Raw genomic sequence first — 18114 nt, 5'->3', positions numbered from 1 at the left:
GATTGAGGCGCCCCCCGGACGGCGGTGCCGACACGGGAGACGCCCCAGTGCGTGGGGATCAGGCGGCCTGAGCCGCCGCGCCGCCGGTGCCCTCGGCCGTGACCGCGGCCCGGGCCAGCTCGACGATCGCCGCGAACGAAGCGGCGTCGTTGACAGCCATGTCGGCCAGGATCTTGCGGTCGACCTCGATGCCAGCCAGACGCAGGCCCTGGATCAGCCGGTTGTAGGTCATCCCGTTGGCCCGGGCGCCCGCGTTGATCCGCTGGATCCAGAGCTGCCGGAAGTCACCCTTGCGGTCGCGACGGTCCCGGTAGGCGTACTGCATCGAGTGCAGCACCTGCTCCTTGGCCTTGCGGTACAGGCGGGAGCGCTGACCGCGGTAACCACTCGCGGACTCCAGCAGGGTACGACGCTTCTTCTGGGCGTTTACAGCCCGCTTGACGCGTGCCATCTCAACTCCTTAAAACGTAAAGGTGGCGCGCGTCAGCGGCCGAGCAGCTTCTTGATGCGCTTGACGTCAGCCTTGGCCACCTCGACCGTGCCGGTCAACCGGCGGGTACGGGTGGAAGACTTACCTTCCAGCAGGTGGCGCTTGCCGGCCTGCTCGGCCACGATCTTGCCACGGCCGGTCACCTTGACCCGCTTGCCCATACCCGTGTGGCTCTTCATCTTCGGCATGTGGAACGTCTTCTCCCCTGTTACTCGCCGCTGGTGTCGGCAGCGAGGCCGGTGTCACCGGCTGTTGCGGTCTCGCCGGCCGTTGCGGTTTCGCCGGCCGCCGCGGTCTCATCGGCTGCCGGAGCGGCGGACTCGTCCGCTGCCCGGTCCCGAGGTGCACCGCGGGACGCCGTGGCGGCGACCGCGGAGGCCTTCACGGCCCGCAGCGGAGCGAGAACCATGATCATGTTTCGGCCATCCTGCTTGGGGGCGGCCTCGACGTATCCCAGGTCCGTGATCTCGGATTCGAGCCGACGCAGGAGCCGGTAACCCAGCTCCGGGCGGCTCTGCTCGCGACCGCGGAACATGATCGTCACCTTGACCTTGTCGCCCGCCTTGAGGAACCGCACCACGTGACCCTTTTTGGTCTCGTAGTCGTGCGGGTCGATCTTCGGCCGAAGCTTCATTTCCTTGATGACGGTCTGCTGCTGGTTACGCCGCGCTTCGCGCGCCTTGAGTGCGCTCTCATACTTGAACTTGCCGAAGTCCATGAGCTTGCACACCGGCGGGCGCGCCATCGGCGCGACCTCGACCAGGTCCAGATCGACGTCCGCGGCCAGCTGAAGGGCGCGCTCCAGCGGGACGATGCCCACCTGCTCACCCTCGGGGCCGACCAGTCGGACCTCACGTGCCCGGATCTGCTCGTTCACGCGTGGTTCGACGCTGATGGGGCCTCCTCGAGTCGTTTCTGCTCAGGCACCGACCCCGGCGGCTCCCAGGAGGGAACCGACCTGGAAAGCAGAAGGCCCCGGCGCATGCCAGGGCCCGCTCGACCGGTCGGCGTGATCACAGGATCACACGTCCGGCGCCGGGACGTGCCCGGAACCGGTGACCGGACCCGGCCACCGTAGCGGCGACTCGGGTGGGAGCAGGCGCTCCGCTTTCAAGGCTGCCTGCTCGCATGCGGAGACAGCCTGGTCGACTCGGTAACACTACACCCGCGCCCCGGCCGCCCCCAAACCGGGCACACCCGAGCCACGCTGGGCCTCCGCACCCGCCACCCGCGACTCGCGGGTGGCCGGGGTGCGCCGACGACGACTCACCGGCGGAGGTCTTTGGTCAAGATCGATGCACTTTCACCGAAAGTGCTGCCTCAGGGCGGGCCGAGGCAGCACTTTCGGTGATGTTGCTCGGATCGTTGGGGGCGCTGGGATGTGCGGCAGCCGCGCGACCCCGGGGGAAGGCGGCGTCGTCGTCGGGGTCAGCGACGGGTGGCGCGCTCGGCGAGGTGGGCCTGGTGCGCCTCATGAAGTCGGCGCAGCGCGCGGACCCCGTCGACGGCAAACTCCTTGTCGGCAGCCTGTAGGGCGATCATCGGCAGCAGGTCGTCGTCGTGCAGCTCCAGGCTGGCCCACGGCGCGCCCCGGTCGAAGCGCACGCCCCGGACGACCTCCCAGGGCAGCTCGTAGGAGCTGATGACGTTACGGACCCGGACGCTCCGTGCGTCCGCCTCCACCCGCGGACGGGTGAACAGGAGAAAGCCGAGAGCACCGAAGACGCCGAGGCCGATCATGGCGATCTGGTCGCCGCGCTGGAAGCTGCCGTAACCGTCGCCGGTCGGGCCACTCAGCGACGTGGCGACCAGACCGAAGACCACCACCAGGGCAGCCGCCGCGGACCAACAGACCACGCGGATGCGGCGGGGCTTCAGGCGGACCAGCTCGGTTTCACTCACCCCACCAGTCTGCCACCCACACCCGCCCTTCAAACGCGCCACCCGCCGAGCCACCACCGCCCAGGCCCCGACCACCCGACCACCCGACCACCCGACCACCCGGCCCATGATCGTGCTCGAACCAGAATGTAGTGGTCTCGGTGGCGGCGGAGGCCACCACATCAACGATCGAGCACGATCTTGCGCCTCGTCGGGCATGGCCGTTTCGCGCACACGCGCGTCACACCCACCCACCACCTCGGACCTGTTTTCGGGCGGCCATCAGGCGCACCCGCGCGTCAGACCCACGCGTACCCGATAGATCCACTCAAGGTCAGTGAAACGGGGGTGTCCCCGACGCGCGGACACCCCCGTTTCAGCGAAACCGAGTTGATCAACCGTCCGCGCCGCGGCGCGGACCGAGACGGTCAGAGCCGGCAGGCGTGGATGTTGGTGACGAGGATGGCGCGGGCGCCCAGCTCGTACAGCTCGTCCATGATGCGGTGGACGTCGTCCCGGAGCACCATCGCCTGCACCGCCACCCATCCCTCGCGGTGCAGCGGCGACACCGTGGGCGACTCGATGCCGGGGGTGAGCCCGCTGGCCCGTTCCAGCAGACCGGCCGGCACGTCGTAGGCGAGCATCACGTAGCGGCGGGCGACCAGCACACCGTGCAGGCGGCGCAGCAGCTGCGCGGCCTGCGGGTGGGCCGGCGCGGCGGCGCGGCGGACCAGCACCGCCGAGGAGCGCAGCAGCGGCTCGCCGAACACCACGAGGCCCGCCTGTCGCAGGGTGGCGCCGGTCTCCACGACGTCCGCGATCACGTCGGCGACACCGAGGCGTACGGCGTTCTCCACCGCGCCGTCGAGGCGGATCACGTCGGCCTTGACGCCCGCCTCGCCGAGGTGCCGCTCGACCAGCCCGGGGTACGCGGTGGCGATGCGGTGCCCGCCCAGGTCCCGCACCGAGGCGATGTCGTCGGGGCGGGCGGCGAAGCGGAAGGTGGCCTGACCGAAGGCGAGGTCGACGACCTCCTCCGCCGGCGCGGCCGAGTCGATCAGCAGGTCGCGGCCGGTGATCCCGAGGTCGAGGTCACCGGACCCGACGTAGGTGGCGATGTCCTTGGGGCGCAGGTAGAAGAATTCGACGTCGTTGGCCTCGTCGCGGCAGACGAGGTCCTTGGGGTCGGTGCGCTGGCGGTAGCCCGCCTCGCGCAGCATCTGGGCGGCCGGCTCGGCCAGGGTGCCCTTGTTGGGAATGGCGACACGCAGCATGACGGAGTGCTCCTTCGATCCGGATGGCGATCAACAGGGGTGGGCGCACTCACAGATGTCGGTAGACGTCCTTGAGGTCGAGACCGCTGGCGAGCATGAGCACCTGGACCTGGTAGAGCAGTTGGGAGATCTCCTCGGCGGTACGCTCCGGACCCTCGTGCTCGGCGGCCATCCACGACTCGGCCGCCTCCTCGACGACCTTCTTGCCGATGAAGTGCACGCCCTTTTCCAGGGCGGCGACGGTGCCCGAGCCCGGGGTGCCGGCGGCGGCCTTGGCCTGCAGCTCGGCGAACAACTCCTCGAACGTCTTCACGGTGGACGATTCTTCCAGCCGCCGGGGCGACGCCCCGCGTCCGGGTCCGCCGAAATCCAGCAAGCGGACAATTCCCTATCAACATGGTGGGAAAAATCCCCAAGCAGACTTGTCGATACCTCTACGCTGTCGGCCATGGCCAGCAGCTCACGTCTCCTCGCGCTCACCCTCGCCGGTGCGGTCGTCGTCGCCACCGGCGGGTGCGCGCCACAGAAGGAGTCCCCCACCCCGACTGTCACCGCGGCGTCCTGCGCCAAGGACAGCCTGCCCACGCGTACGCCGGGCAAGCTCACCATCGCCACCGACCAGCCCGCGTACGAGCCGTGGTTCGCCAAGGACAAGCCGGACAACGGCGAGGGCTTCGAATCCGCCGTCGCGTACGCGGTGGCCGAGAAGCTCGGCTACGCCCGCGCGGACGTCGCCTGGACCCGGGTCAAGTTCGACACCGCCGTCGCGCCCGGGCCGAAGGACTTCGACTTCGACATCAACCAGTTCTCCATCACCGAGGAGCGCAAGCGGGCTGTCGACTTCTCCGCTCCGTACTACCTGGTCCGGCAGACCGTGATCGCGTTGAAGTCGTCCAAGATCGCCGGCCGGAAGTCGTTGGCGGAACTCCGCGACGCCAAGCTCGGCGCCCAGGTCGGCACCACCAGCCACCAGGCGATCGTCGACGTGCTCAAGCCGACCAGGAAGCCACAGGTCTACAACAACAACGACGACGCCAAGAAGGCCCTGCAGAACGGGCAGATCGACGGACTGGTGGTGGACCTGCCGACCGCCTTCTACATGACCGGCGCGGAGCTCACTGACGCGACGATCGTCGGACAGGTGCCACAGGTCGGCTCCCCCGAGGCCTTCGGGCTGCTGCTGGACAAGAACTCGCCGCTGACCTCCTGCGTTACCGGCGCGGTCGGTCAGCTCACCGAGTCGGGCACGCTGAAGCAACTGGAGCAGAAGTGGCTGGCGCAGGTGGCGGGGGCGGCCGAGCTACGGTGACCCTGCTCGCTCACGTTCCCTCCGAGGCCCAGCGGCGGCGCTCGGCGTACCGGAATCGGCAGACCGTCTACAGCGTGCTGGTCGCGGCCTGCTCCACGGCGGCGCTCGGCACGCTGCTGATCGTCGCGGTGACCGGCGCGCCCGGCTGGGACCGGGTCCGCCAGTCGTTCCTGGACCCGGCGATCGCCTCCGACGCGCTGCCGGCGGTGCTGGTCGGACTCTGGCTCAACGTCCGACTGCTGGGCTGCTGCGCGGTCGGCGCGCTGCTGCTCGGTCTGGTGATCGCGGTGCTGCGGACGCTGCGCGGCCCGGTCTTCTTTCCGGTCCGGGCGCTGGCCGCCGGCTACACCTACACCTTCCGCGGCCTGCCGCTGATCATCGTGCTCTACCTGCTCACCCTCGGCGTGCCCGGCCTGCGCCTGCAGGGCATGCCGCCGGTGCTGGTGCTCGGCGGGCTCGCGTTGATCCTCACCTACGGCGGTTACCTCGCCGAGGTGTTCCGGGCCGGCATCGAGTCGGTGCATCCCAGCCAGCTCGCGGCGGCCCGTTCGCTGGGCCTGACCTACCGGCAGACGATGCGGCACGTGGTCCTGCCACAGGCCGTCCGCCGGGTGGCGCCACCGCTGCTCAACGACGTGGTGGCGTTGCAGAAGGACGTCGGGCTGGTCTCGCTCGCCGGGCCGATCGACGCGGTCCGGGCCGCCCAGATCGCCACCGCCCAGTCGTTCAACTACACGCCCTACGTCGTGGCGGGGGTGCTCTTCGTGCTGCTCGCGATCCCGCTGATCGCGGTCACCGACTGGGTGACGCTGCGCGCGGCCCGCCGACAGTCGGGAGGCTGACCATGGCGCTGCTGCGCTGCCGGGGCCTGCGCAAGGAGTTCGCGGGCGCCGTCGTGCTCGACCAGCTCGACCTGACCGTCGCCGAGCACCAGGTGGTCGCGCTGATCGGCGCCTCCGGTTCGGGCAAGTCGACACTGCTGCGCTGCGTGAACCTGCTGGAGGACCTCGACGACGGCACCATCGAGTTGGACGGGGAGGACATCTCCGATCCCCGGGTGGACCCGGACCGGGTACGCCGTCGGATCGGGATGGTGTTCCAGGCGTACAACCTCTTCCCGCACCTGAGCGTGTTGGACAACATCACCCTCGCGCCGCGGCGCGTACACCGGCGGGCCCGTGCGGAGGCGGAGGCCCAGGCCCGGGAGTTGCTCGACCGGGTGGGTCTGGGCGCCCGGGCGGACGCCTACCCGGATCGACTCTCCGGCGGGCAGCAGCAGCGGGTGGCGATCGTCCGGGCGCTGGCGAACTCACCCCGCCTGATGCTGCTCGACGAGATCACCTCCGCGCTGGACCCGGAACTCGTCGGTGAGGTGCTGGCGATGATCCGGGACCTGAAGGCCGACGGCATGACAATGGTGCTGGCCACCCACGAGATGGGCTTCGCCCGGGAGGTCGCCGACCAGGTCTGCTTCCTCGACGCCGGCCGGGTCGTCGAGAGCGGCCCGCCGGAGCAGGTGCTCGGCGAGCCGACCCAGCCCCGCACCCGGCAGTTCCTGCACCGGATCATCGAGGCCGGTCGGCTCTGAGGGCCCGCCCGCAGAGCCGACCGAGGCGGCGACGGTGTCAGCCGCTGAAACCGACTCGCTGGGCGTTGCCCGCCGCCACCGTTCGCACGGCGAGCGCGGCGTCGAGCGCGGCCACTGTCGCGGCCCAGCCCTTGTCCTCGGCCGAGCCGGGCAGACCGGCCCGGTCGCGGGCCTGCTCGATGGTCTCCACGGTCAGCACCCCGTGCGCCACCGGCTTGCCCTCGTCCAGCGCCACCCGGGTCAGCCCGTCGGTCACCGAGCGGCAGACGTAGTCGAAGTGGGCGGTGGAACCGCGCACCACCACGCCGAGAGCGACCACCACGTCACAGCGGCGCGCGAGGGCCTGGGCCACCACCGGCAACTCGACCGAGCCGGCGACCCGGGCGACGACCGAACGCGCCCCGCACGCCTCGGCGGCGGCCACCGCCCGCTCCAGCATGTGGTCGGTCAGGTCACCGTGCCACCGGGCCGCCACGATCCCGACGGTCAGCCCCGCGGCGTCCACCGCGTCGACTCCCGGCTCACCGAAACCCGCCATCGTCATGCTCCGATCTCGTCGTTGGCGACCGGGCGCCCCAGGGGCGCCTCGGACACCTCGTCCAACTCGTCCAGCAGGTGACCCATCCGGTCCCGCTTGGTGCGCAGGTAGCGCAGGTTCTCCGGGTGCGCACCGGCCGGCAACCCCTCCCGGCCGGTGATGGTCAAGCCGTACCCCTCCAGCCCGGCCCGCTTGGCCGGGTTGTTCGTCAACAGTCGCATCGAGCGCACGCCGAGGTCGTAGAGAATCTGGGCGCCGGTGCCGTAGTCGCGGGCGTCGGCCGGCAGGCCCAGGTCGAGGTTGGCGTCGACGGTGTCGCGGCCGGAGTCCTGCAACTGGTACGCCTGCAGCTTGTGCAGCAGCCCGATGCCGCGCCCCTCGTGACCCCGGACATAGAGGACCACGCCCCGGCCCTCGCGACCGACCCGGGCCAGCGCGGCGTCCAACTGCGGCCCGCAGTCGCAGCGCAGCGAGCCGAACACGTCGCCGGTGAGGCACTCCGAGTGCACCCGGACCAGCACGTCGTGGCCGTCGCCGAGGTCACCGAGCACCATCGCGACGTGTTCGGCCGGATCGTGCGCGGCGCGGTAGCCGAGCGCCCGGAACACCCCGTGCCGGGTGGGCATCCGGGCGTCCGCGACCAGCTCGACCTGCTTCTCGGTACGCCGCCGGTAGGCGATCAGGTCGGCGATGGTGATCAGCATGAGGCCGTGCTCGGCGGAGAACTTCTCCAGGTCCGGCAGCCGCATCATGGTGCCGTCGTCGTTGACCAGCTCGCAGAGCACACCCGCCGGGCGCAGCCCGGCCAGCCGGGTCAGGTCGATCCCCGCCTCGGTGTGCCCGGGGCGCCGCAACACCCCGCCCTCGCGGGCGCGCAACGGCACCACGTGGCCGGGCCGGGCAAGGTCTGTCGAGTCGGTCGCCGCGCCGGCGAGCAGCCGGCTGGTGTGCGCCCGGTCGGCCGCCGAGATACCGGTGCCGATCCCCTCCCGGGCGTCGACGGTCACCGTGTACGCGGTGCCGCGCCGGTCCTGGTTGGTGTGGTGCATCGGCGGCAGGTCGAGGCGGTCGGCCTCGCTCTCGGTCAACGCCACGCAGACGTACCCGGAGGTGTAGCGCACCATGAACGCCATCAGCTCCGGCGTGGCCAGCTCGGCCGCGAAGATCAGGTCGCCCTCGTTCTCCCGGTCGGCGTCGTCGACCACGACGACCGGCCGCCCGGCGGCGATCTCCGCGATCGCCTGCTCGATATCCCCAAAGCTGGTCACGCCACGGCCTCCGTGTAGATGGGACGGACGGGCGCCGGCCGGGTGGCGCGCGAGGTGCGCCACCAGGCGGCGAAGCCCCAGGCGCAGATGGCGCCGTAGACCAGGTACATGACCGCCGACGGATAGAAGCCGCCGCGCAGCAGCAGCGGCACGCCGACCGCGTCCACCGCGATCCAGAGCAGCCAGAACTCCACCCAGCCACGGGCCATGCCGTAGGTGGCCAGCAGACTGCCGGTGAGGATCCAGGCGTCGGGCAGCGGACCCCACGAGCCCAGTGCCTTGAGCACCGGGTACGCCGCGGCGGTGCCGACCACGGCGGCCAGCAGCAGCATCAGCCGCTCCCGCCCGGTGGCCCAGCGCGGGACGACAGCCGCCTGACCGGCGTCGGCGCGACTGTTGCGCCGCCAGCGCCACCAGCCGTAGACGCTGACCGCGAAGAAGAACACCTGCCGGCCGGCCTGCCCGTACAGGTCGTGCTCCTGCGGGGTGGCGAACACCCCGCCGAGGAAGACGGTGAGCAGCAGCGCGTTACCGACCATGCCCACCGGCCACGCCCAGACCAGCCGGCGCAGCCCGAGCACCGCGGAGATCAGCCCGAAGGCGTTGCCGACGATCTCCCGGGCCAGCACCGGCGAGCCGGCCACCTGCACCTGGGCGTCCAACAACCAACTCAGCGGACCCATCAGGCCACCTCGCCCGGGTTCGTGCTCGCCCCGCGAGCGTCGGTGAGCCGGTCGCCGAGCAGCCGCTCGACGTACTTTGCCAACACGTCGACCTCCAGGTTGACCGGGTCGCCGACGCCCTTGGCGCCGAGCGTGGTCAGCGTGAGCGTGGTCGGGATCAACCCGACGGCGAACTCGTCCGCGCCCACCTCGGCCACGGTCAGCGAGACGCCGTCGATGGTGATCGAGCCCTTCTCCACCACGTACCGGGAGAGTGCGGCGGGCAGTCGGAACCGGACGGTCTCCCACTGCTCGGCCGGCTCCCGGGAGATCAGCTCGCCGACGCCGTCGACGTGGCCCTGTACCAGGTGCCCGCCGAGCCGGCTGCCGAGGGCGGCGGCCCGTTCCAGGTTGACCGGGTCGCCGACGTTCAACGCGCCCAGCGCGGAGCGGCGCAGCGTCTCCCCCATCACGTCGGCGGTGAAAACCCCGTCGGTGACCTCCACGACGGTCAGGCAGACGCCGTTGACCGCGATGGAGTCGCCGTGCCGGGCGTCGGACGTGACGAGCGGACCGCGAACGGCGACAAGCGCCGAATCGCCCGCCGTCGCCGTGACCCGGACGATCTCGCCCAACTCCTCGATAATGCCGGTGAACATGTCAGCCCTCCCTTTTGCGGGGCAAAGCGGTGATCCGGAGATCCGGACCGATCTGCGTAACGTCGACGAACTCCAGATCGATGGCCTCGGCGATGGTGGTCACTCCCGCGTCGACGAGAGCTGTCGGGCCGGCGCCGAGCAACCGGGGCGCGACGTAGGAGACGATCTTGTCGATCAGACCGGCCCGCAGGAACGCGCCGGCCAGTCGGGGGCCGCCCTCCAGCAGCACCGCGCGGACCCCGCGCTGGTGCAGCGCCGCGAGCAGCGCCGGCAGGTCGACCCGGCCGTCCGGGTCGGCGCCGACCTCGTCGGCGGTCGCGATCCACGTCCGCGCGGCGCCGTCGCGGACCAGGGCGTCAGCCGGGGTACGCCCCGAGCTGTCCACGACCACCCGCAGCGGCTGCCGGATGGCCAGGCTGCCGTCGCGCAGGTTCCGGGCGGTCAACCGGGGGTCGTCGGCGAGCACGGTGCCCACCCCGGCGAGCACCGCGTCGACGGTGCCGCGCAGCGCGTGCACGTCCATCCGCGCCGCCTCCGAGGTGATCCACATGCTGGTGCCGTCGGCCGCAGCGGAGCGCCCGTCGAGCGTGGCGGCGTACTTCCAGATGACGTACGGCCAGCCGCGGCGCATCGAGGTCAACCAGGCGACGTTGCCGGCCTCGGCCTCCTCGCCGCGTACCCCCAGATCGACCCGGACCCCGGCGGCGCGCAGGGTGGCGGCGCCCCCGGACGCGACCGGGTTGGGGTCGGGCACGGCGATGACCACCCGGGAGACCCCGGCCTGGACGAGGGCGGAACTGCAGGGGCCGGTGCGACCGGTGTGGTCGCAGGGTTCCAGAGTGACGACAGCGGTGCCGCCCTTGGCGCGTCGCCCGGCCTGCGCCAGCGCGACGATCTCGGCGTGCGGCCCGCCGGCGTACGCGTGGAATCCCTCACCGACGACCTTGCCGTCCTCGTCGAGCAGCACACAGCCGACCACCGGGTTGGGACTGGTGGTGCCGAGCCCGCGTGCCGCCAACTCGATCGCACGCCGCATCGCCTCGTCGACGGAGACGCTGGCCATCGCCCTGTCCTGCCCTCTCACTCGCCGGTCCGCGCGCGGGCGGTCAGGGAGGCTGCGGCCATGGGGCCGCGGGCAGGCGGTGGCGGATCCGGGAACGGCGCGAGCCGCCCGCGGATTCCGGGAACGGCACAGCCGCCCCCGGAGGGTCGGCGCGGCACGCTGAAGCCAGCGGCCGGCTCGGACCCGTCCGTCCCGCGCGCTGTCTCCCATCCGGACTGTCTGGGGGCGGACGAACCGCTCCCAACCGTCGGCCCCGGATTTTCACCAGGTCCACCGGACGGCAGAGCCGTCCGGGTCGCGGGCTGACCACGGTTGGACCGTGGATCACCGCCGGTTCGGAATTTCACCGAGTCCCGCCAGCGCGTGGTGGGTATAGGGCAGTCTTACACGCCGACGGGGGTGCGTCGCCACCCAGGCGAGCTACTTCACAGGGCTGTCATGCTCACGTGACACCGCGGCGCCGGTCCACCGCGACGTACGACCCCGGTTGGCTCTTGGCCACCGTCTTCATCTCCGAGGCCACCGCGATCGCCTCCAGGGGGTCGGTGAACCGCTTGCCGGCGTCGGAGAGCGACACCCCGATGGAGAGCGTCACCAGGGCCGCCCGCCGGATGTTGCCGCGTCGATCCTTCAGCTCGACGAAGCCGCGCTCCCGGTCGGTCGGGTCGTAGAGCGTGTCGGCGGCGTTCTCGAAGTCGACGACCGCCCGGGACGTCAGGGGGCGCACCTGGTCCGGGGCGCAGACGATGACGAAGTCGTCGCCGCCGACGTGACCGAGGAAGGCCGGTGGCAGCCCGACGCCCACCACCGCCCGGTGCAGGCTGCGGGCCAGCGCGGAGATGAAGTCGTCGCCACGCACGAAGCCGTACCTGTCGTTGACGCTCTTGAACCGGTCGATGTCGACGTAGCCGACGGCGTAGTCGACGCCGTTTCGGACCCGGTCGCTGATCTCCCGACGGATCCGGCTGTTGCCGGGCAGCCCGGTCAGCGGGGAGACCTCCCGGAACTCCTTGTTGCGGCGCAGGGTGGACGAGACCCGGGCCACCAGCTCGGCGGTGTCGAACGGCTTGACCAGGTAGTCGTCGGCGCCGGCGCTGAGGCCGTGCACCTTGTCGACGGTCATCCCCTTGGCCGTCAGCATGATCACCGGCAGGGCGGAGGTCATCGGGTCGGCGCGCAGCCGCCGGGTCAGCTCCAGCCCGTCGATGCGGGGCATCATGAGGTCGACGACCGCCAGGTCCGGTCGCTGGCGCTCGATGACCTCCAGCGCCTCCTGGCCGTCGCTGGCGTGGATCACGTCGAAGCCGTGCAGCCGCAGGTTGAACTCGACGAAACGAGCGATGTCCTCGTCGTCGTCGACGACGAGGATGATGTCCTTGCGGTCGACCTCGGGCTCCACCTCAGGCCCCGGGAGCCGCGCGTTCCGCGAGCGCCCGCAGGTGTCGTACCGCCTCCGCCGGGTCGGCGGCGCCGTACACGGCGGTGCCGGCCACGAACGCGTCGGCGCCGGCGGCGGCCGCCTGCTCGATGGTGTCCGCGGCGATCCCGCCGTCCACCTCGATGCGCAGCTCCAGGTGCCCGGCCGAGACGTGCCGGCGGGCGGCACGCACCTTCTCCAGCAACTGGGGGATGAACCGCTGCCCACCGAAGCCGGCCTTGATCGTCATGATCAGCAGGGTGTCGAAGCTGGGCAGCAGGTCCAGGTACGGCTCGATCGGGGTGTCCCGGTCGATGGCCAGGCCGGCCTTCGCACCCGCCGAGCGCAGGTCCTTGGCCAGCGCCACCGGGTCGTCGGCCGCCTCCGCGTGGAAGGTGACGTTGTACGCCCCCGCGTCGGCGTAACCGGGGGCCCACCGGCGCGGATCCTCGATCATCAGGTGCACGTCGAACGGCATCGCGGTGACCGCCCGCAGGCTCTGCACCACAGGCAACCCGATGGTCAGGTTCGGCACGAAATGGTTGTCCATCACGTCGACGTGCAACCAGTCCGCGGCGTCCTCGACGGCACGGACCTCTTCGGCGAGGTGGGCGAAATCGGCGGCCAGGATGCTCGGCGCGACGATCGGCGGCGGTACGGTCACGGGGCCAGTGTACGAACGCGGTCACCCGTCACCCGCATCGCGGCACCAACTCCGACGCGTTGTGATGCGACAGTGACCAGTGGTGCAGAATTAGGCGCTCCGGACTGCCGAATCCGGACGAACAGACACGAGTGGCTGGCCGATCGACGGAAACGCGACGACACTCCAAGCGGGACAGTGCCGAAGGGCGCACACCCGCCGGGGTTTCGCCGCGGGGCGCGGTGACCGGCCGCCAGCTCCCGAAAGGGCGGACGATGCGACGGTGGTTTCCAGCGCTGGTGCTGGCCGGCGTCACGACGATGCTGCTGGCCGGCTGCGCGCCGGCACGGGGCGCGGACGGTGATCTCACCGACGACTGGCCGGCGCTGCGGGAGCCGACGCCGTTCACCCCGGCCACCGACACCTGCCTGCCCCGGATCACCGCGGTCGTGCAGGCCAGCACCTACGAGACGGTGGACTGCGCGCGCAACCACCTGGCCGAGGCCATCCACGTCGGCGCCTTCGTCGGGCCCGACGCGCTGACCGAGACCCGGCCGGAGCCGGGCTCGTCGGCACTGCGCACGGCCCGCGCCGAGTGCGACCAACGAGCCCGGGAGGTGCTCGGCGGCGACTGGCACACGGCCCGACTCACGCTGTCGCTGGCGCTGCCCTCGGCGCCGGCCTGGGCCGGCGGCGCGCGCTGGTTCCGCTGCGACCTCAGCGAGACCGGCAGCATCGACAACACCCGCCCGGTGAACCGCACCGGCAGCCTGCGCGGCGCGTTGATCGGCGACAGCCCACTGACCCACCGCTGCTTCGACCCCAAGCTGATCGGCGACAACCTCAACTACATGGCGCCGGTGCTCTGCACCGAGCCGCACCGCGCCGAGTTCGTGGGCGTCTACCAGGAACGGGACACCACCTGGGCCGAGTTCGCCCGCACCGCCGTGCAGGCACACCGACGCTGCATGGAGCTGATCGCCGGGTACGCCGCCGTGCCCAACAACAAGGACCTGCCGTACCGGGCCGGGTCCATCTACTACCCGCCGTCGCAACGGGAGTGGGAGGAGGGCGACCGTGGGGTGCGCTGTTTCCTGTGGAGCGACGACCGCAAACTCACCCGCTCGATGCGCGGCGCCGGCCCCGAGGGACTGCCCGCCATCTAAGGCATGTTTCACCAGAACTGGCCGCCCTCATGAAACAGGTCCTGGGCACGGGTGCCGTATGCTGCTGCGCCGTGGCGCTACCGACCGGCCGGGTCCGGCCGGAGGCCACAGTGGCGGGAGGTCAGGGATGCGACGGTGGTGGACGGCGTACGCCGGGGGTGCGGCCCTGGCCCTGGTGCTGGCCGGGTGCAGCGCACCCGCCGGCGTCGACCGTGACCTCGTGGACGACTGGCCGGCGCCCGTCGCGGCGCAGCAGTTCGTGCCCGCCGCCGACGTCTGCCACCTGACCGCTCAGCAGGTCGGCTTCCTGACCGGCTACAACCCGACGGCGTGCACCGAGTCGCACCTGGTGGAGACCATGCACGTCGGCACGCTCACCGGCGCGGACGCCGCGGCGGGCACGCCCCCGCAGCCCGGCTCGGCGGGCATGCGGGCCGCGCAGGCCGGGTGCGACACGGTGGTCAACAAGGCGGTGGGCGCCGACTGGCGTTCCGGGCGGATCGGCCTGACCGTCGTGCTGCCGTCGCCGCAGGCCTGGGCGGGCGGCGCCCGCTGGTACCGCTGCGACGTCAGCGAGATCGCCAGCATCGACGACACCACCGTCGGCCCGCGCACCGGCAGCCTCCGGGGCGCGCTGTCCGGCGCGGCACCACTGGCGTACCGCTGCTTCGACCCCAAGCTGGTCAAGGACGACATCGACGAGATGGTGCCGGTCTCCTGCACGGCCAAGCACCACGCCGAGTTCGTCGGGGTCTGGCAGGCCCCGGCGGTCACCTTCGCCGAGTTCTCCCGCACCGTGAAGAAGACCCACCGGGCCTGCCAGACGATTATCGCCAGGTACGCCAAGGTGCCGGACAACTCCCAGCTCGAGTTCCGCGCCGGCACGATCTTCTACCAGCCGTACGAGGAGGAGTGGAAGAACGGCAACCGCGGCGTGCAGTGCTTCCTCTGGATCTCCGACCGGAACCTGACCCGCTCGATGCGCAACGCCGGCACCAAGGGTCTCCCGATCACCTGAGCGTCCGCGTCCGGCCGGTCGGGGTGACCGGCCGGACGGGAGCCGTCAGCCTCGCCGCAGGACGGCGAGGAACATCGCGTCGGTGCCGTGGCGGTGCGGCCAGAGTTGCACCGTCGGCCCGTCACCCAGACCGGGCATGCCGGCCGGCAGCAGCGGCCGGGCGTCGACGAAGTCCACCGCGACGCCACTGCGGCGGGCCGCCTCGGTCACCGTCACGTGCGTCTCGACCGTGTGCGGCGAGCAGGTGACATAGGCGACCAGGCCACCGGGGCGTACCGCCCGCAACGCCGCACCCAGCAACTCCCGCTGCAGCCGGGTCAGCGGCGGCAGGTCGGACGGTTGGCGACGCCACCGCGACTCCGGCCGGCGTCGCAGCGAGCCCAGCCCCGTGCAGGGGGCGTCCACCAGCACCCGGTCGAAGTGCTGCTCCGGCAGCTTCGGGTCGGCGCCGACGTCGCGGCCGTCCATGGCCAGCACGGTCACCGGCAGGTCGCGGGTGGCCAGGGACACCAGTCGGGCGCGGTGCTCGGCCACCTCCACCGCGGTCACCCGCGCACCACGCTGCGCGGCCAGCGCGCCGAGCAGGCCGGCCTTGCCACCCGGACCGGCGCACAGGTCCAGCCAGCGCCCGTCCGGGCCGTCCAGCGGCGCGTCGGCGAGTGCCGCGGCGACCAGCTGGGAGCCCTCGTCCTGGACGTGGGCACGGCCGTCGACAACCGCCGGGATGTCGCCGGGCGCACCGCCGGGCAGATAGACGGTGTACGGAGAGAAGGCGCCGGGCGCCCCACCGACCTGGTCGGCCAGCTCGATCGGGTCGATCAGGCCCGGCCGGGCGCACAGGTGCACCGGCGGGCGCTCGTTGTCCTCGATCAGGAGCCGGGCCGTCTCACCGAGATCGCCGTCGAGCGCCTCGGAGAAGGCCCGCACGATCCACTGCGGATGGCTGTACGCCAACGCCAGGTGCCCGACCGGATCGGTCTCCATCGGTGGGGCGAGTTTCGCCACCCAGGCGTCCGCGTCGCGGCTGGACACCTCGCGCAGCACCGCGTTGGCGAAGCCGGTCGCGCCCGGTGCGACCGAACGGACCAGGTCGACTGTCGACGACACCGCGGCGTGCGCGGGCACCCGGGTGTGCAGGAGCTGGTACGCCCCGAGCCGCAGCGCGTCGCGCACCGGGGGGTCGATCCGGGCCACGTCCCGGCCGGCGGCGTCGGTCAGGATCGCGTCCAACGTGCCGAGGTTGCGCAGGGTGCCGTAGGTCAGCTCGGTGGCGAAGGCAGCGTCCCTGCCGAACAGCCCCTCCTCCCGCAGGATGATGGGCAGCACCAGGTTGGCGAACGCGTCGTCGCGGTGCACCGCGGCCACCGCCTCGTACGCCGCACGGCGCGGGCGGTCCAGCGGTGGCCGGACCGGCCGGCGGTCCCCGCCACGACCCGCGGGCGGGCCGGAACGGGTGGGGCGGGTCCCCTCCGGGGCTGTCACGCGAAGTCCTCTCCGGTGCCGACCCGGACGCCGCGCGCCCAGTCGGTCGCACCCATGGCCCGCTTGCCCGCGGCGCGGACCTCACCGAGGCGCACCGGCACGGTCGCCGTGCCGGCCAGCACCCGCGACTTCTCCACAAGCAACTCCCCCGGCTTCAGCTCGGGGCCGTCGGGCACCGGCACGACCGGGCCGAGCTTCACCCGCTCGCCCCGGAACGTGGTCCAGCCGCCCGGGGCCGGCGTGCAGGCCCGGACCCGGCGGTCCACGGCGAAGGCCGGGTCGGCCCAGCGCACCCGGGCGTCGTCCACGGTCAACTTCGGCGCCAGCGACACCCCGTCGGCGGGCTGCGGCTCGGCGCGGGCGGTGCCGTCGGCGATCGCGTCGAGCACCGCCACCAGCAGCCCGGCACCGGAGTCGGCGAGCCGTTCCAGCAGGTCACCGGAGGTGTCGGCGGGCCGGATCTCGTCGGTGAGGGTGCCGTAGACCGGGCCGGTGTCCAGGCCCTCCTCCAACTGGAAGACGCTGGCACCGGTCAGCTCGTCACCGTGCAGCACGGCGTGTTGCACGGGAGCGGCGCCACGCCACGCGGGCAGCAGCGAGAAGTGCAGGTTGATCCAACCGTGCCGCGGGATCTCCAGGGCGGCCGGCGGCACCAGCGCGCCGTAGGCGACCACCGGCACGCAGTCCGGTGCGAGCGCGCGCAGCCGGTCGAGGAACTCGGGCTCGCGGGGGCGGGCCGGCGTGAGCACCTCGACGCCGTGCGCGTCGGCCCACTCACCGACCGGGGAGCGGGACAGGCCACGCCCACGCCCGGCGGGCGCGTCCGGCCGGGTGACCACGGCGAGCAGGTCGTGCGGGGAGGCGGCGACGGCGGCCAGGGCGGGAACGGCCACGGCCGGCGTGCCGGCGAAGATCACACGCATCGGGGTCACCGACCCAGACCGAAGGGGTCGCTGATGTGCGGGCTCAGTTTGACCGTGGGTGGGGCCGCCGCGTCGTACCAGTCGGCCTGACGGATCGCCTTCATGGCTTCCTTGCGCCCCTCCTGGTCCAGCCGGTCCAGGAACAGCACCCCGTCGAGGTGGTCGGTCTCGTGCTGCACGCACCGCGCCATCAGGCCGGTGCCGACGATCTGCACCGGGTCACCGAAGGAGCTGAAGCCCTTGGCGACGACGTTCTGCCGACGCTTGGTGTCGAAGTAGAGCCCGGGGATCGACAGGCAGCCCTCCGGGCCGTCCTGCTCCTCCTCGTCGGGAAACTCGAGCACCGGGTTGATCAGGTGCCCGAGGACGTCGTCGACGTCGAAGGTGAACACCCGCAGACTCACGCCGAGCTGCGGCGCGGCCAGGCCGGCGCCGTTCTGCTCACGCATCGTGTCGGTCAGGTCGGCGACGAGCCGACGCAGCTCGGCGTCGAAGTCGACCACCGGATCGGCCGGCGTGCGCAGCACCGGATCCCCAAACAGACGGATGGGCTGAACGGTCACGCGGGATGGCTCCTTCAACAGGTGGACGGGCATTGCGTACCAGTCTACGGAGTGCCCGGCCGCGCGCTGGCCGGCGTACCTCGATCGGCCACCGCCGGTGTGCCAAGCGTCACCGGCCGGCTGCCGGGCGCCGGCCGAGCGCGCCCGGCGGCAACCCCTCGCCGACGTCC

Annotated in this window: 21 protein-coding genes and 1 riboswitch; of the genes, 5 read left to right on the top strand and 16 right to left on the bottom strand. The window is 71.9% G+C overall.

Features of this window, described 5'->3' with window-relative positions:
• Positions 1-58: 58 nt before the first annotated feature.
• From rplT to ACLQ29_RS23740, 6 genes are all read right to left on the bottom strand, one after another.
• Positions 59-451 (bottom strand): 50S ribosomal protein L20, encoded by a 393-nt coding sequence (gene rplT / locus ACLQ29_RS23765; protein WP_030488429.1) that lies wholly within the window; start codon positions 449-451, stop codon positions 59-61.
• A gap of 32 nt (positions 452-483) precedes the next feature.
• On the bottom strand, positions 484-678 hold the full coding sequence (gene rpmI, locus ACLQ29_RS23760; protein WP_110566082.1) for a 50S ribosomal protein L35: 195 nt from the start codon (positions 676-678) through the stop codon (positions 484-486).
• Positions 679-698: 20 nt separating this feature from the next.
• A complete protein-coding gene (infC, locus tag ACLQ29_RS23755) occupies positions 699-1367 on the bottom strand; it encodes a translation initiation factor IF-3 (RefSeq protein ID WP_393367899.1) in 669 nt (222 codons plus the stop codon).
• A gap of 551 nt (positions 1368-1918) precedes the next feature.
• Positions 1919-2392, bottom strand: a complete 474-nt coding sequence (locus ACLQ29_RS23750) for a PH domain-containing protein (RefSeq protein WP_393367897.1) — start codon at positions 2390-2392, stop codon at positions 1919-1921.
• Positions 2393-2799: 407 nt separating this feature from the next.
• Entirely contained in the window at positions 2800-3645 is an 846-nt protein-coding gene (gene hisG, locus ACLQ29_RS23745; RefSeq protein ID WP_393367895.1) for an ATP phosphoribosyltransferase, read from the bottom strand.
• 49 nt (positions 3646-3694) lie between these two features.
• Entirely contained in the window at positions 3695-3958 is a 264-nt protein-coding gene (locus ACLQ29_RS23740) for a phosphoribosyl-ATP diphosphatase (RefSeq protein ID WP_088947482.1), read from the bottom strand.
• Between the two features lie 135 nt (positions 3959-4093).
• On the opposite strand from ACLQ29_RS23740, the gene ACLQ29_RS23735 reads away from it, so the two are divergent.
• From ACLQ29_RS23735 to ACLQ29_RS23725, 3 genes are read left to right on the top strand one after another with little or no spacing between them, the layout of a single operon-like run.
• On the top strand, positions 4094-4954 hold the full coding sequence (locus tag ACLQ29_RS23735; protein WP_425773669.1) for an ABC transporter substrate-binding protein: 861 nt from the start codon (positions 4094-4096) through the stop codon (positions 4952-4954).
• The gene (locus ACLQ29_RS23730; protein ID WP_425773668.1) at positions 4951-5796 is read left to right on the top strand and encodes an amino acid ABC transporter permease; all 846 of its coding nucleotides are present in this window, start codon (positions 4951-4953) and stop codon (positions 5794-5796) included. The genes ACLQ29_RS23735 and ACLQ29_RS23730 overlap by 4 nt, the downstream gene beginning before the upstream one ends.
• A gap of 2 nt (positions 5797-5798) precedes the next feature.
• Positions 5799-6542: an amino acid ABC transporter ATP-binding protein gene (locus ACLQ29_RS23725; protein WP_425773667.1), complete on the top strand. Its 744-nt coding sequence runs from the start codon at positions 5799-5801 to the stop codon at positions 6540-6542.
• Positions 6543-6579: 37 nt separating this feature from the next.
• Here the strand turns inward: ACLQ29_RS23725 and ribH are convergent, their stop codons facing one another.
• The 7 genes from ribH to rpe form a co-directional block, all read right to left on the bottom strand.
• Entirely contained in the window at positions 6580-7080 is a 501-nt protein-coding gene (gene ribH, locus ACLQ29_RS23720; protein WP_357375587.1) for a 6,7-dimethyl-8-ribityllumazine synthase, read from the bottom strand.
• A 2-nt stretch (positions 7081-7082) separates the two neighbouring features.
• Positions 7083-8348 (bottom strand): bifunctional 3,4-dihydroxy-2-butanone-4-phosphate synthase/GTP cyclohydrolase II, encoded by a 1266-nt coding sequence (locus ACLQ29_RS23715; RefSeq protein ID WP_425773666.1) that lies wholly within the window; start codon positions 8346-8348, stop codon positions 7083-7085.
• Positions 8345-9031 carry a nicotinamide riboside transporter PnuC gene (gene pnuC, locus ACLQ29_RS23710; RefSeq protein ID WP_425773665.1) on the bottom strand — a complete coding sequence of 229 codons (687 nt, stop codon included), beginning with the start codon at positions 9029-9031 and terminating at the stop codon, positions 8345-8347. The genes ACLQ29_RS23715 and pnuC overlap by 4 nt, the downstream gene beginning before the upstream one ends.
• Entirely contained in the window at positions 9031-9669 is a 639-nt protein-coding gene (locus ACLQ29_RS23705) for a riboflavin synthase (protein WP_425773664.1), read from the bottom strand. The genes pnuC and ACLQ29_RS23705 overlap by 1 nt, the downstream gene beginning before the upstream one ends.
• Before the next feature lies 1 nt (position 9670).
• Positions 9671-10732, bottom strand: a complete 1062-nt coding sequence (gene ribD / locus ACLQ29_RS23700; RefSeq protein WP_425773663.1) for a bifunctional diaminohydroxyphosphoribosylaminopyrimidine deaminase/5-amino-6-(5-phosphoribosylamino)uracil reductase RibD — start codon at positions 10730-10732, stop codon at positions 9671-9673.
• A 194-nt stretch (positions 10733-10926) separates the two neighbouring features.
• A riboswitch (FMN riboswitch) is annotated at positions 10927-11097 on the bottom strand.
• A 77-nt stretch (positions 11098-11174) separates the two neighbouring features.
• Complete coding sequence (locus ACLQ29_RS23695; RefSeq protein WP_425757979.1) at positions 11175-12131, bottom strand: GGDEF domain-containing response regulator; 957 nt, start codon at positions 12129-12131, stop codon at positions 11175-11177.
• Between the two features lies 1 nt (position 12132).
• Positions 12133-12813 carry a ribulose-phosphate 3-epimerase gene (rpe, locus tag ACLQ29_RS23690; RefSeq protein WP_357254861.1) on the bottom strand — a complete coding sequence of 227 codons (681 nt, stop codon included), beginning with the start codon at positions 12811-12813 and terminating at the stop codon, positions 12133-12135.
• 254 nt (positions 12814-13067) lie between these two features.
• Between rpe and ACLQ29_RS23685 the strand changes: the two genes are divergently transcribed.
• Together ACLQ29_RS23685 and ACLQ29_RS23680 are read left to right on the top strand one after the other, a co-directional pair.
• Positions 13068-13958, top strand: a complete 891-nt coding sequence (locus ACLQ29_RS23685; RefSeq protein ID WP_425773662.1) for a septum formation family protein — start codon at positions 13068-13070, stop codon at positions 13956-13958.
• Positions 13959-14085: 127 nt separating this feature from the next.
• Entirely contained in the window at positions 14086-14976 is an 891-nt protein-coding gene (locus tag ACLQ29_RS23680; RefSeq protein ID WP_425773661.1) for a septum formation family protein, read from the top strand.
• A 45-nt stretch (positions 14977-15021) separates the two neighbouring features.
• On the opposite strand, the gene ACLQ29_RS23675 is transcribed toward ACLQ29_RS23680, so the two are convergent.
• The 3 genes from ACLQ29_RS23675 to def are packed head-to-tail and all read right to left on the bottom strand — an operon-like array spanning position 15022 to position 17944.
• Positions 15022-16500 (bottom strand): RsmB/NOP family class I SAM-dependent RNA methyltransferase, encoded by a 1479-nt coding sequence (locus ACLQ29_RS23675; protein ID WP_425773705.1) that lies wholly within the window; start codon positions 16498-16500, stop codon positions 15022-15024.
• Positions 16455-17381, bottom strand: a complete 927-nt coding sequence (gene fmt / locus ACLQ29_RS23670) for a methionyl-tRNA formyltransferase (protein WP_425773660.1) — start codon at positions 17379-17381, stop codon at positions 16455-16457. Before fmt ends, ACLQ29_RS23675 begins: the two co-directional genes overlap by 46 nt.
• A 5-nt stretch (positions 17382-17386) precedes the next feature.
• Complete coding sequence (def, locus tag ACLQ29_RS23665) at positions 17387-17944, bottom strand: peptide deformylase (protein WP_425773659.1); 558 nt, start codon at positions 17942-17944, stop codon at positions 17387-17389.
• Positions 17945-18114: the final 170 nt, after the last annotated feature.

The organism is Micromonospora sp. DT228 (assembly GCF_049841595.1).
In the GTDB taxonomy this organism is placed as follows: domain Bacteria; phylum Actinomycetota; class Actinomycetes; order Mycobacteriales; family Micromonosporaceae; genus Micromonospora.
Note: the sequence above shows the minus strand (reverse complement) of the source record. Positions and strands in the feature narration are given on the sequence as shown.